The 12,025-nt window shown below is 60.4% G+C and carries 15 protein-coding genes and 1 pseudogene; 11 read left to right on the forward strand and 5 right to left on the reverse strand.

The genetic code is table 11. The features are described 5' to 3' along the window. Positions 1-8: 8 nt before the first annotated feature. Both KGB24_RS14670 and KGB24_RS14675 read right to left on the reverse strand, forming a co-directional pair. The gene (locus KGB24_RS14670; protein WP_008025226.1) at positions 9-431 is read right to left on the reverse strand and encodes a phasin family protein; all 423 of its coding nucleotides are present in this window, start codon (positions 429-431) and stop codon (positions 9-11) included. Positions 432-675: 244 nt separating this feature from the next. Then, on the reverse strand, positions 676-951 hold the full coding sequence (locus KGB24_RS14675; protein ID WP_008025227.1) for a polyhydroxyalkanoic acid system family protein: 276 nt from the start codon (positions 949-951) through the stop codon (positions 676-678). Positions 952-1,106: 155 nt separating this feature from the next. On the opposite strand from KGB24_RS14675, the gene ubiE reads away from it, so the two are divergent. The 11 genes and pseudogenes from ubiE to KGB24_RS29420 all read left to right on the forward strand — a co-directional run bounded on the left by ubiE (position 1,107) and on the right by KGB24_RS29420 (position 9,269). Next, positions 1,107-1,877: a bifunctional demethylmenaquinone methyltransferase/2-methoxy-6-polyprenyl-1,4-benzoquinol methylase UbiE gene (ubiE, locus tag KGB24_RS14680; protein ID WP_007948968.1), complete on the forward strand. Its 771-nt coding sequence runs from the start codon at positions 1,107-1,109 to the stop codon at positions 1,875-1,877. Then, positions 1,877-2,500, forward strand: a complete 624-nt coding sequence (locus KGB24_RS14685; RefSeq protein ID WP_008025228.1) for an SCP2 domain-containing protein — start codon at positions 1,877-1,879, stop codon at positions 2,498-2,500. The genes ubiE and KGB24_RS14685 overlap by 1 nt, the downstream gene beginning before the upstream one ends. Next, positions 2,497-4,101, forward strand: coding sequence for a ubiquinone biosynthesis regulatory protein kinase UbiB (gene ubiB, locus KGB24_RS14690; protein ID WP_008041890.1), 1,605 nt, complete (start codon positions 2,497-2,499; stop codon positions 4,099-4,101). The genes KGB24_RS14685 and ubiB overlap by 4 nt, the downstream gene beginning before the upstream one ends. 80 nt (positions 4,102-4,181) lie before the next feature. Further along, positions 4,182-4,583, forward strand: coding sequence for a phosphoribosyl-AMP cyclohydrolase (gene hisI / locus KGB24_RS14695; RefSeq protein WP_007899278.1), 402 nt, complete (start codon positions 4,182-4,184; stop codon positions 4,581-4,583). After that, positions 4,576-4,908, forward strand: coding sequence for a phosphoribosyl-ATP diphosphatase (locus KGB24_RS14700; protein ID WP_008025232.1), 333 nt, complete (start codon positions 4,576-4,578; stop codon positions 4,906-4,908). Before hisI ends, KGB24_RS14700 begins: the two co-directional genes overlap by 8 nt. Positions 4,909-4,933: 25 nt before the next feature. Further along, positions 4,934-5,206 carry a twin-arginine translocase TatA/TatE family subunit gene (locus KGB24_RS14705; RefSeq protein ID WP_008025233.1) on the forward strand — a complete coding sequence of 91 codons (273 nt, stop codon included), beginning with the start codon at positions 4,934-4,936 and terminating at the stop codon, positions 5,204-5,206. 10 nt (positions 5,207-5,216) lie between these two features. Continuing rightward, a complete protein-coding gene (gene tatB, locus KGB24_RS14710) occupies positions 5,217-5,678 on the forward strand; it encodes a Sec-independent protein translocase protein TatB (protein ID WP_192226844.1) in 462 nt (153 codons plus the stop codon). After that, positions 5,675-6,469, forward strand: a complete 795-nt coding sequence (gene tatC / locus KGB24_RS14715) for a twin-arginine translocase subunit TatC (RefSeq protein WP_008025235.1) — start codon at positions 5,675-5,677, stop codon at positions 6,467-6,469. Before tatB ends, tatC begins: the two co-directional genes overlap by 4 nt. Beyond that, complete coding sequence (locus tag KGB24_RS14720; RefSeq protein ID WP_008025237.1) at positions 6,466-7,173, forward strand: 16S rRNA (uracil(1498)-N(3))-methyltransferase; 708 nt, start codon at positions 6,466-6,468, stop codon at positions 7,171-7,173. Before tatC ends, KGB24_RS14720 begins: the two co-directional genes overlap by 4 nt. Before the next feature lie 179 nt (positions 7,174-7,352). Continuing rightward, positions 7,353-8,411 (forward strand): annotated as a pseudogene (locus tag KGB24_RS29415) (methyl-accepting chemotaxis protein); the annotation flags it as partial. 144 nt (positions 8,412-8,555) lie between these two features. Continuing rightward, the gene (locus tag KGB24_RS29420; RefSeq protein ID WP_411740560.1) at positions 8,556-9,269 is read left to right on the forward strand and encodes a methyl-accepting chemotaxis protein; all 714 of its coding nucleotides are present in this window, start codon (positions 8,556-8,558) and stop codon (positions 9,267-9,269) included. A gap of 142 nt (positions 9,270-9,411) precedes the next feature. On the opposite strand, the gene KGB24_RS14730 is transcribed toward KGB24_RS29420, so the two are convergent. From KGB24_RS14730 to KGB24_RS14740, 3 genes are all read right to left on the reverse strand, one after another. Then, positions 9,412-10,146, reverse strand: coding sequence for an amino acid ABC transporter ATP-binding protein (locus tag KGB24_RS14730; protein ID WP_008025241.1), 735 nt, complete (start codon positions 10,144-10,146; stop codon positions 9,412-9,414). Then, entirely contained in the window at positions 10,139-11,098 is a 960-nt protein-coding gene (locus KGB24_RS14735) for an amino acid ABC transporter permease (RefSeq protein WP_008025242.1), read from the reverse strand. The genes KGB24_RS14730 and KGB24_RS14735 overlap by 8 nt, the downstream gene beginning before the upstream one ends. A gap of 128 nt (positions 11,099-11,226) precedes the next feature. Continuing rightward, positions 11,227-12,024, reverse strand: coding sequence for a transporter substrate-binding domain-containing protein (locus KGB24_RS14740; RefSeq protein ID WP_008025244.1), 798 nt, complete (start codon positions 12,022-12,024; stop codon positions 11,227-11,229). Between the last annotated feature and the right edge of the window lies 1 nt (position 12,025).

Here is a 12,025-nt window from a genome sequence, read left to right on the forward strand (position 1 = left end):
CGTTCTCCTTAAGATTTACGCGCGACGCGTTCGAGCAATGCCGTCAGCTCATCGAGCTTAGCAGAGAGTGCCTCAACGTCATGTTTAGACGGAATGCCAATACGATTCAAGGTACTTGCGACACGCGAGTCAAAAGCCTTCTCGACCTTGTCGAGTTGAACTTCGACCTTGCCTTTGAAAGTGCTTACTTCGCTCTTGGCTTCATCAATCTCGGCGTTAGCTGCTTCAAGTTTCTCGGCAACTACCTTTTTGCCTTTCTTTTCAACAGTTTGACCAGCCTTGATCAACTCTTGAAAGTAATCGCTGCCCTCTTGGCCGACCTTGGCGTAGGCACCCAGGCCTGCCAGCCAGATCTTGCGGGCATAGGATTTGACGTCGCTCAGAGCGGTTGTCGAAGCGTCGATTTTTTTCTTCAAAATAACTTTGGCCATGGTGCACCTCACGCGCAGAAGGTTTGAGGAACTGCCCGCGAAAGTGTCGGGCTCATGCACAAAGTAGGGAGAAAAATTAGAAACGGCACCCTAACAACTGACATAAAACCTCGGGCGCACCTTAAAACAAATGTGGGAGCCAGCCTGCTGGCGATAGCGATTTATCCATCAACATCAATGTTGACTGATACACCGCCATCGCCAGCAGGCTGGCTCCCACAGGGGATGTGGTTCGACTCGGAAATCAGACCAGGGCTTTATCGAGGGCCTTTTCGATTTCCGATTTGATCATGCCGCTCATGGCCGACATCATCAGGCCCAATTCCACATCAACGCGAATCGAATCCTCGCCCACATGCACCGCGCCTTTCACCCCGGAACGCTTGAGGTTCAGGGTGTCGCCGGACCACTGCGGCTCCAGGCCATATTGATCGGACAGTTTCTGCGCCAACTGGTTGGCCTTCTCGCGGGCCGCTTCCTTGCCCAGGCCGTGGGCACGTTCAACACTAATACGGGCCATCGAATGACTCCTGCTTTATGAATACTTTCCTGAAGCATCTTGACCGCGCCTGCGGCAAAACGTCCCGGCGGTTCTACATCTTACCTTCAGCCTTGCCAAGACAAAGCAGGCCACCGGGATTAGAATGTCCCGCATTCTCTTCTGGTGACAGCGATATGACTGATCAGCGCAAAGGCAGCGATGCCGAACCCACCACGCACTTCGGTTTCAAAAACGTTCCGGAAAGCCAAAAAGCGGAAAAAGTCGCTGAGGTTTTCCACTCGGTAGCCGCCAAGTACGACTTGATGAACGACCTCCTGTCGGGCGGCATGCACCGTTTGTGGAAGCGTTTTGCGATCGAGCTGTCGGGCGTTCGCACCGGCAACCGCGTGCTGGACATTGCCGGCGGCACCGGCGACCTGACCAAAAAATTCTCGCACCTCGTGGGCCCGACCGGCCAAGTGGTGTTGGCCGACATCAACGAATCCATGCTCAAGGTCGGTCGTGACCGCCTGCTGGACCTGGGTGTGGCCGGCAACGTCGAATTCGTTCAGGCCGACGCTGAAAAGCTGCCGTTCCCGGACAACCATTTCGACTGCGTGACCATCGCATTCGGCCTGCGCAACGTGACGCATAAAGAAGACGCCCTGCGTTCGATGCTGCGCGTACTCAAGCCGGGTGGCCGTTTGCTGGTGCTGGAATTCTCCAAGCCAACCAACGCGCTGATGTCCAAGGCCTACGACGCCTACTCGTTCGCCTTCATGCCGCTGATGGGCAAGCTGATCACCAACGACTCGGAAAGCTATCGCTACCTGGCCGAATCGATCCGCATGCACCCTAATCAGGAAACCCTGAAGTCGATGATGGTCGAGGCCGGTTTCGACCGCGTGACCTACCACAACATGACCGCAGGCATCGTGGCCCTGCACCGTGGCATCAAACCCTGATGTTGCTGGCCGGTCTGCTCGCCAGCATTGAACTCGGCCTGAACCGGGTGCTGCGTCTCGACAGCACGGCGCTGCCGCGGCTGGCGCATTTGAGCGGCCGGGTGATTGCCGTCGATTGCCGCAGCCCGGCACTGCAACTGTTCATCCTGCCCAGCGACGAAGGCTTGATGTTGGCGACCCACTGGGAAACCGGCGCCGACTGCACCTTGCGTGCACCGGCTTCCAGCCTGTTGAAACTGGCGATGAGCAAGGACAAGACCTCCGTTTTGCATGCCCCTGAAGTCGAACTCGATGGCGACAGCGGCGTGCTGCTGGAACTGGCCGCGATCCTCCAGGACCTGGAGCTGGACTGGGAATACGAACTTTCGCGCTGGCTGGGACCCGTGGCCACGCAACTGGTCGGCGGTCACCTGCGCAGTCGCGCACGCTGGTATCAGCAAGGATTTGCCAGCCTGGGTCAGAACCTGGGCGAATACCTGGCCGAAGAATCGCGCACCCTCGTCGGTCAGCGCGAAGCCGAAGCCCGATTCAGTGAACTGGACCAGATCAAACTCGATCTGGAACGTCTCGAGGCGCGTTTCGAGCGCCTTTCCCGATCCCTCGACCCAAGCGATAACGCATGAAGCTGCTTGCCGTCCGCCGTTTGTTGCGCATCCAGCGCGTTGTGATTCGCTACCGCCTCGATGACCTGCTGTTCGCCCTGCCGCTGCCGTGGTTTCTGCTGGCGCTGCGCTACGCCTTGCCGTGGCGCTGGTTCCCGCGCAAGCCGCTGGACCTGAGCCGTGGCGCGCGATTGCGCCTGGCGCTGCAGGACCTGGGGCCGATTTTCATCAAGTTCGGGCAGATCCTGTCCACCCGCCGCGACCTGCTGCCGGAAGACATCGCCGATGAGCTGATGAAGCTGCAGGACCGCGTGCCGCCGTTCGATTCGCAAGTGTCGGTCAAGTTGATCGAAGAACAGCTCGGCAAAAAGATCAGTGAAGTGTTCAGCCGTTTCGACGTCGAACCGCTGGCCTCGGCTTCGGTGGCGCAGGTGCATGCCGCGCAGTTGAAAACCGGTGAAGAAGTCGTCGTCAAAGTCATCCGCCCCGGCCTGAAACCGATCATCGCGCAAGACCTGGCGTGGTTGTTCATCCTCGCCCGCGCAGCGGAAAAACTCTCCGCCGACGCGCGTCTGCTGCACCCGGTGGACGTGGTCAGCGACTACGAAAAAACCATCTACGACGAACTCGACCTGTTGCGCGAGGCGGCCAACGCCAGCCAGTTGAAGCGTAACTTCGACGGTTCGCCGCTGCTGTACGTGCCACAAGTCTATTGGGACTGGTGCCGGCCGAAAGTGCTGGTGATGGAGCGCATCTACGGCATTCAGGTCACCGACCTCGCAACCCTGGCCGACCAGCGCACCGACATGAAAATGCTCGCCGAGCGCGGCGTCGAGATCTTCTTCACCCAGGTGTTCCGCGACAGTTTCTTCCACGCCGACATGCACCCGGGCAACATCTTCGTCAGCACCGTCAACCCGTGGAGCCCGCAGTACATTGCGATCGACTGCGGCATCGTCGGCAGCCTGACCCCCGAAGACCAGGATTATCTGGCGCGCAACCTGTTCGCGTTCTTCAAACGCGATTACCGGCGTGTGGCGCAACTGCACATCGACTCGGGCTGGGTACCGGCGGAAACCAAACTCAACGAATTCGAAGCGGCTATCCGTACCGTTTGCGAGCCGATCTTCGAAAAACCGTTAAAAGATATTTCCTTCGGTCAGGTGCTGATGCGTCTGTTCCAGACCGCTCGACGCTTCAACATGGAAGTGCAGCCACAACTCGTGCTGCTGCAAAAAACCCTGTTGAACATCGAAGGCCTGGGCCGTCAGCTGTACCCGGACCTCGATCTGTGGAACACCGCCCAGCCGTTCCTAGAACGCTGGATGCGCGAGCGCGTCAGCCCCAAAGCCTTGCTCGGCAACGTGCAGAACCAGTTCGAACAACTGCCGCACCTGGCCAACATGGCGCGCGATCTGCTCGAACGCATGTCGCAGCCCCACGCTTACGACCCGCCGCCATCGTGGCATCGACGCCGGGACGACTGGTTCCTGCGCCTGCTCGGTACCGCGCACCTGGCCGGCGGCGCAATACTGGCCATGGGCGGGCCGTTGAACGAACTGGCCTACTGGCCGGCAGGAATCATGATGGCCGTCGGCTTGTATCTGGTCGTTCGCCGATAGCCAGTTGTGTGATCCACTGGCACACTGTTTGAACGTTGGACTCTGCTCATGTAGTGCGGAGCCCGCTGTCGGAGTCGAAGATGAAAAACTGGCTGGACGAGATCAAGTGGGACGCCGACGGCCTGGTGCCGGCAATCGCCCAGGATCACAAGACCGGGCGCGTCCTGATGATGGCCTGGATGAACCGCGAAGCGCTGGAACTGACCGCTGCCGAAAACCGCGCCATCTACTGGTCACGTTCCCGTGGCAAGTTGTGGCGCAAGGGCGAAGAGTCCGGCCACGTGCAGACCCTGCATGAGATGCGCCTGGACTGCGACGCCGACGTGATCATCCTGATGGTCGAGCAGATCGGCGACATCGCCTGCCATACCGGTCGGCAGAGCTGCTTCTATCGCGTCTTCGAGAACGGCGACTGGAAAACCGTCGACCCGGTTCTCAAAGACCCGCACGCCATCTATTCCGCAGGACACACACATGAGTGACACTCTGACCCGACTGGCCGAGGTACTGGAAGCGCGCAAAGGCGCCGCCGCCGACAGCTCGTACGTCGCCAGCCTGTACCACAAGGGCTTGAACAAGATTCTGGAAAAAGTCGGCGAAGAGTCGGTCGAAACCATCATCGCCGCCAAGGATGCCGCCATCAGCGGCGACTGCAGCGATGTGATCTACGAAACCGCCGATTTGTGGTTCCACAGCATGGTCATGCTCGCCCAACTGGGGCAGCATCCACAAGCTGTACTCGATGAACTGGACCGTCGTTTCGGTCTGTCCGGACACGCAGAGAAAGCCTCGCGCCCGTCTGCCTGAACAACTATTAGAGAGGAGCAGCAACATGGGCATTTTTGACTGGAAACACTGGATCGTAATCCTGGTTGTTGTCGTGCTGGTGTTCGGCACCAAGAAACTGAAAAACCTCGGCACTGACGTCGGCGAATCGATCAAGGGCTTCAAGAAAGCCATGAACGACGACGAAAAACCCGCCGATCCGGCAGCGGCCCAACCGGTTCCGCCTGTTCAGCCACAGACCACCCAGTCCGTGAACCAGCCGCACACCATCGACGTGCAGGCGCAAAAAGTCGAAGAGCCGATCCGCAAAGACGTGTGAGCACTGACTAATGTTTGGTATCAGCTTCTCTGAACTGCTGCTCGTCGGCCTCGTGGCCCTGCTGGTGCTGGGCCCCGAGCGTCTGCCGGGTGCTGCGCGCACCGCCGGCCTGTGGGTCGGTCGCCTGAAGCGCAGCTTCAATGCGATCAAACAGGAAGTTGAGCGTGAAATCGGTGCCGACGAAATTCGTCGGCAACTGCACAACGAGCACATTCTGTCGCTGGAACAGGAGGCGCGGAAGATTTTCACGCCGACCCAGCAGGAAGCCACTCCGGTTCAGCCGGTGGCGGAGCAGACGATCCATGCATCGACGACAGAATCCGCGCCTGCTGCTGCGCCGACGGAAACCGTGAAAGCGGTGGAAGCGGTTGAAGCGGCGCCGGTCGTGGCGCATGCAGAACCCGTTGCTCCTGCCGCCGCGCCGACAACGCCGGCTCCTCACGACACCACTTTGCCGCCGCGAGCCTCATGAGCGATCTCCCAGAAAACGACCAGCACATGCCGCTGGTTTCGCACCTCACCGAGTTGCGTACCCGTCTGCTGCGCTGCGTAGCGGCGATCTTCATCATCTTCGCCGGGCTGTTTGCGTTCACCCAGCAGATCTACACCTTCGTCTCCACGCCGCTGCGCCAGTATCTGCCAGTGGGCGCGACGATGATCGCCACCGACGTGTCGTCGCCGTTCCTGACGCCACTGAAGCTGACCATGATGGTGTCGCTGTTCCTGGCGATCCCGGTGATCCTGCATCAGATCTGGGGCTTCATTGCGCCGGGCCTGTACAAGCATGAAAAACGCATCGCAGTGCCGTTGCTGGTATCGAGCATCATGCTGTTCTACGCCGGCATGGCATTCGCCTATTACCTGGTATTCCCGCTGATCTTCAAATTTTTCGCCGCCGCCACCCCGGCCGGCGTGGAAATGATGACCGATATCAGCAGCTACCTCGATTTCGTCATGACGCTGTTCTTCGCCTTCGGCGTGGCGTTCGAGATTCCGGTGGCCGTGGTGCTGCTGGTGTGGATCGGCGTAGTCGACGTCAAATACCTGAAGAAAATCCGCCCGTACGTGATCATCGGCTGCTTCGTGGTCGGCATGATCCTGACGCCACCGGACATCTTCTCGCAGACGCTGCTGGCCGTACCGATGTGGCTGCTGTTTGAAATCGGCATCCTGTTCGGCGGCCTGATCAGCAAGCGCGGCGACCATCCGGACGACCAACCGGTTGACGATCACAACGACCAGCCGCCAGCGACCCAAGCGTGAACCTGCTGCTCCTCGAAGAGGCCGATTTCATTGCGGCCGACCGGGCGATCCTGCGTGATCGGCGGTTGACGCACATGCAGGAAGTCCACCGTTGTGAAGTGGGTGACAGCATGCGCGTCGGGCGTATCGGCGGCCTGATGGGCTCCGCCGAAGTGCTGCGCCTGGACGCCGATGAAGCCGAACTGCGCGTCACCCTCGACCAACCGCCACCGGCCAAGCTGCCGCTGACCCTGGTGCTGGCCCTGCCACGTCCCAAAATGCTGCGCCGGGTGTTTCAGACCGTAGCGGCCATGGGGGTGCCACGGATCGTGCTGGTGAACAGCTATCGCGTCGAGAAAAGCTTCTGGCAGACCCCGTTCCTGGAACCGGAAGCGATTCGCGAGCAACTGATCCTCGGCCTCGAACAGGCTCGGGACAGCGTGTTGCCTGAAATTGTCATCGAGAAGCGCTTCAAGCCGTTTGTCGAAGACCGACTGCCAGCGATTGCCGAAGGCACCCTCGGCCTGGTCGGCCATCCGGGCAATTACCCGCCCTGCCCCCGTGGCCTCGACGAACCGGTCACGTTGGCCATCGGCCCGGAAGGCGGCTGGATTCCCTACGAAATCGACCTGCTGGCCAAGTCCGGCCTGCAACCGGTTCAGCTCGGCGAGCGTATCCTGCGCGTCGAAACTGCCGTCACCGCGCTGCTCGCCCGCCTCTTCTAGCCATTACGCATCACCCGTAGGAGCGAGCTCGCTCGCGAAAACCGAGAGGGCGCCGCATTTATTCAGGCAGCCCTCGTCATCGTTAACGTCCATCGCGAGCAGGCTCGCTCCTACAGAATTCAGCCAGCCTGCCGATACAGTTCCCATAAAACCAACTTGTGGTCCGTGGGAGTTGCAGCATGTACCGATGGCTAGCCGAGAAACTGGGGAACGTCAGCGTCAATCGCAAACTGGGTGTCGGCTTCGGTCTGGTGCTGCTGCTGACATTGTTGATCACCGTCACGGGCTGGACCGGCCTGAGTGACGTGGTGAATCGCGGCGACAAGCTCGGGTTTATTGCCAGCCTCAATGAACTGACCAAAGACCTGCGCCTGGCCCGCCTGGACTACGAAATGCGCCGTGGCGAACAAGGCCCGGGCGCCGTCAACGACCTGCTCGGCCAACTCGACACCGGGTTGAAAACCGCCCGCACACTGATCGAGCAACCTGCCGACGCAGCCATGGTCGATCAGCAACTGGCCGCAGTCAGCGAGTACAAACAAGCCTTCGCCGCCATGACCCAGGCCGGCGCAAACCGCGAAGATGCTCGCAGCAAACTTGGCGCCACGGCCGATAACGCCGTGGCACGCGTGGGTGAAGTCGAGAAATCCTTGCTGCAAGGCGACAGCGTCGCCGATTTCAACAGCGTCATCGACCTGAGCAAACTGATCCAGCAAGCTCGCTTCCAGGTGCGCGGCTATACCTACAGCGGCAAGACCGAAGCCGAACAACCGGCGCTGGACGCCATCGACAATGCGCTGAAAAACCTCGAAAGCCTGCCATCCAGATTGCCGGAACAGCACATCGCCAACCTGCAACAGGCCGCCGATTCACTCAAAGCCTACCGCGCCGCCGTCAGTCAGTTCCGTGACTCCCAGGTCGCCAGCGCCGCCGCGCTGAAACGCATGGCCGCTCAAGGCGACATCCTGTTCGACGTCAGCAAAAAGCTCACTGCCTCGCAAACCGTCATCCGTGACACTGACGCCGCGCACGCCAAAAACATGCTGTTGCTGGCCACCGCCCTGGCGCTGGTCTTCGGCCTGTTCGCGGCATGGGCGATCACCCGGCAGATCGTCATTCCGCTGAGCCAGACGCTGAAAGTGGCCGAGCGCATCGCCGCCGGCGACCTGACCCAGAACCTCGTTTCCGAGCGTCAGGACGAACTCGGTCAGCTCCAGCGGGCGATACAAAGCATGACCCTGGGCCTGCGCGAACTGATCGGCGGCATCAGCGACGGCGTCACGCAAATCGCCAGCGCCGCTGAAGAACTGTCCGCAGTCACCGAGCAGACCAGCGCCGGCGTCAACAGCCAGAAGGTCGAGACCGATCAGGTGGCGACCGCGATGAACGAAATGACCGCCACGGTGCAGGAAGTCGCACGTAACGCCGAAGAAGCCTCCGAAGCCGCGCTCGCCGCCGATCAGCAGGCCCGCGAAGGCGACAAGGTGGTCGGCGAAGCCATCGCTCAAATCGAACGCCTGGCCAAGGAAGTCGGCAACTCCACCGACGCCATGGGGCATCTCAAACGCGAAAGCGACAAGATCGGCAGTGTGCTCGACGTGATCAAATCCGTGGCTCAGCAAACCAACCTGCTGGCGCTCAACGCCGCCATTGAAGCTGCTCGCGCCGGTGAAGCCGGACGTGGTTTTGCGGTGGTTGCCGACGAAGTCCGCAGCCTGGCGCAGCGCACCCAGAAGTCCACCGAAGAAATCGAAGAGCTGATCGTCGGCCTGCAGAGCGGCACCCAGCAAGTCGCGACCATCATGGACAACAGCCGCATCCTGACCGACAGCAGCGTCGAACTGACCCGCCGCGCCGGTGGCTCGCTGGAAAGCATCACCCGCACCGTGTCGGCGATTCAGTCGATGAACCAGCAGATTGCCGCCGCTGCCGAACAGCAAAGCGCGGTGGCGGAAGAGATCAATCGCAGCGTGCTGAACGTGCGCGATGTGTCCGAGCAGACCTCGGCAGCCAGTGAAGAGACTGCGGCGTCCAGCGTTGAGCTGGCGCGGCTGGGGACGCATTTGCAGATGCTGGTGGGGCGGTTCAAGGTTTGAGGTGATTCATTTGCCTCGGTTCACTATGGACCGAGGTGATGCAATCGCCAGCAGGCTGGCTCCCACAGGGTTTGGTGTGAGCACCACAAATCCACTGTGGGAGCCAGCCTGCTGGCGATTAGCGGCCCCAGGGCCGCTGCTTTCAAAGGACCTGACGAAGGAAGGCCTGCGCCCGCGGATCCTTCGGCGCATCGAAGAACTCGGCCGGCGAGGCGTCTTCCAGCAATTTGCCGTGATCGAAAAACAGCACCCGATCCGCCACTTCCCGCGCAAAGCCCATTTCGTGGGTCACGCAGACCATGGTCATGCCTTCCACGGCCAGGGTTTTCATCACATCCAGCACTTCGCCGACCATTTCAGGATCGAGCGCAGAGGTCGGTTCATCGAACAGCATGACCTTCGGCTCCATGGCCAGCGCCCGTGCAATCGCCACGCGCTGCTGCTGACCGCCGGACAGGCGTGACGGAAACTCGTTGGCCTTCTGCGCAATGCCAACCTTTTCCAGCAATGCCAAGGCCTTGGCTTCACGCTCCTTCTTGCCGCGTTTGCGCACGACTTTCTGGGCGAGGCAGAGGTTTTCCAGCACGGTCATGTGCGGGAACAAGTTGAAATGCTGGAACACCATGCCGACTTCGCGGCGGTAGGCATTCACATCGGTTTTCGGATCGGCCAGTTGCAGGCCGTCGATGCTCACCGAGCCCGAGTCGAATTCTTCCAGGCCGTTGAGGCAGCGCAGGAAGGTCGATTTGCCGGAACCGGACGGACCGATCACTACCAATACTTCGCCCTTCGCCACCTGGGTGGAGACATTATCCACCGCGCGCACCACGTGGCCACGGGTGTCGAAGACTTTTACCAGATCGCGGACTTCAATCACTTTGCGCGAGCCTCCGCTCAAGCCGGCTGGCGATTTTCGACAGCGGCAGGTTGATCAACAAGTACAGGCCAGCCACGCAGAACAGGATTTCGAATGGCGAAAACGAAGTAGTGATAACTTCGCGACCGCTTTTCAACAGCTCGGTAATCGCAATCACCGACACCAGCGAGGTGTCTTTGACCAGGCTGATGAACTGCCCGGCGAGCGGCGGCAGCACGCGCTTGAACGCTTGCGGCAGCACCACGTGGCGCATCGACTGACCCGCGCTCAAGCCCAGGGAACGCGCAGCTTCGTTCTGGCCACGGGCGATGGATTGCACGCCGGAGCGGATGATTTCCGCCACGTAGGCGCCGGTAAACAACGACAGTGCGGCGATCCCGGCGAACTCCCGGGACAGGTTCATCACGGTGCCGATGAAGAAGTAGAAAATGAAAATCTGCACCAGCAGCGGCGTACCGCGCACCAGTTCGACGTAAATCGTCGAGAGGTCGCGCAGGGTCGGATTGTTCGAGAGACGGCACAAGCCCGTGGCGAGGCCGATCAGCAGGCCGAGCACGCCAGACACCACGGACAACCACAGGGTGGTCCAGAGACCCCACATCAGCGGCCCGGCGGCCCAATGGCGAGTCACACCGATCACGTCGCCTTCGGCCACATCATCGCCTTGGGCGACTTGCAGGCTGTTGTCGTCGACGGTCACTCGTTGCTCGTCACCCGCGTCGTTGCGCAACGTGACTTCAGCTTTGTCGCCTTTGCGCACCAGTTCGCTGACGGTGGAGATGTCGGCGGCGCGCTGGGACTCTTCGGCGTGGTAGGCGAAGTACTGCGGGACGCGGTTCCAGCGCCATTCGTAGGACATCAGCGAGGTGGCGTAATACAACGCGCCGGCCAGGCCGATCAGCACCAGCACGGTCAACACGTGCCAGGGCCATTGGGCTTTTTTCTGTTTCATTGCAGGTTCCGGATTCTGTGTCGCCAGGGAGGCCGCCTTCGCGGGCAAGCCTCGCTCCTACAAAGTCATATCCTGTAGGAGCGAGGCTTGCCCGCGAATGGGCGCGACGCGGTCTATCTGACCGGGCCTTATTCCATGTCCTTGAGCCAAGCGGTGTCTTTGAACCACTTGTCATGGATGCGATCGTAGGTGCCGTCTTCGTGGATCTGGTGCAGGAAGTTGTTGATGAAGTTGATGCTGTCGTAGTCACCCTTCTTCAGACCAAAGGCCAGCGGCTCGTAGGTGAACGGCTTGTCGAGGAACACCAGTTTGCCGTTGCCGACCTTGTTCACCGCCACGACGTTGTAAGGCGCGTCATAGATAAAGGCGTCGGCCTTGCCGTTGACCACGTCGAGCACCGCTTCCTGCTCGTTGTCGTAGCCGTGGTACTTGGCTTTGGAGATCAGCTTCTTGGCGACCATCTCGCCGGTGGTGCCGAGCTTGGAGGTGATGCGGTAGTCAGCGGTGTTCAGGTCTTTGTAGGACTTGATAGTGCCTTCCAGCTCTTTGCGAATCAGCAGCGTCTGGCCGACCACGATGAACGGTTCGCTGAAGTTCAGGCGCAGGTTGCGTTCCTGGGTCAGGGTCATGCCGCTACCGATCATGTCGAACTTGTCGGTGAGCAGGGCCGGGATAATGCCGTCGTAGCCGGTGGACACCAGCTCCAGCTTGACGCCCATGGCCTTGGTCATGGCTTTGAGGATGTCGACTTCGAAGCCGATGATCTCGCCGCGTTTGTTGGTCATTTCGAACGGCATGTAGGTCGGGTCCATGCCGACTTTCAGCGTGCCGCGCTTGACCGCGTCATCGATGGCACCGGCCTGCGCCGCGCTGACTGCAACCAATGCCGTGACGCCGACCAGCAGCATCGAGAGATACTTCTTCATC

It is taken from the genome of Pseudomonas sp. BF-RE-25 (assembly GCF_019956105.1).
In the GTDB taxonomy this organism is placed as follows: Bacteria; Pseudomonadota; Gammaproteobacteria; order Pseudomonadales; family Pseudomonadaceae; genus Aquipseudomonas; species Aquipseudomonas migulae.

Bases quoted from the DNA above. Each gene is read 5' to 3' on its own strand.
- KGB24_RS14670 (WP_008025226.1), bottom strand. From the start codon at position 431: ATGGCCAAAGTTATTTTGAAGAAAAAAATCGACGCTTCGACAACCGCT.
- KGB24_RS14675 (WP_008025227.1), bottom strand. From the start codon at position 951: ATGGCCCGTATTAGTGTTGAACGTGCCCACGGCCTGGGCAAGGAAGCG.
- ubiE (WP_007948968.1), top strand. From the start codon at position 1,107: ATGACTGATCAGCGCAAAGGCAGCGATGCCGAACCCACCACGCACTTC.
- KGB24_RS14685 (WP_008025228.1), top strand. From the start codon at position 1,877: ATGTTGCTGGCCGGTCTGCTCGCCAGCATTGAACTCGGCCTGAACCGG.
- ubiB (WP_008041890.1), top strand. From the start codon at position 2,497: ATGAAGCTGCTTGCCGTCCGCCGTTTGTTGCGCATCCAGCGCGTTGTG.
- hisI (WP_007899278.1), top strand. From the start codon at position 4,182: ATGAAAAACTGGCTGGACGAGATCAAGTGGGACGCCGACGGCCTGGTG.
- KGB24_RS14700 (WP_008025232.1), top strand. From the start codon at position 4,576: ATGAGTGACACTCTGACCCGACTGGCCGAGGTACTGGAAGCGCGCAAA.
- KGB24_RS14705 (WP_008025233.1), top strand. From the start codon at position 4,934: ATGGGCATTTTTGACTGGAAACACTGGATCGTAATCCTGGTTGTTGTC.
- tatB (WP_192226844.1), top strand. From the start codon at position 5,217: ATGTTTGGTATCAGCTTCTCTGAACTGCTGCTCGTCGGCCTCGTGGCC.
- tatC (WP_008025235.1), top strand. From the start codon at position 5,675: ATGAGCGATCTCCCAGAAAACGACCAGCACATGCCGCTGGTTTCGCAC.
- KGB24_RS29420 (WP_411740560.1), top strand. From the start codon at position 8,556: ATGAACGAAATGACCGCCACGGTGCAGGAAGTCGCACGTAACGCCGAA.
- KGB24_RS14735 (WP_008025242.1), bottom strand. From the start codon at position 11,098: ATGAAACAGAAAAAAGCCCAATGGCCCTGGCACGTGTTGACCGTGCTG.
- KGB24_RS14740 (WP_008025244.1), bottom strand. From the start codon at position 12,024: ATGAAGAAGTATCTCTCGATGCTGCTGGTCGGCGTCACGGCATTGGTT.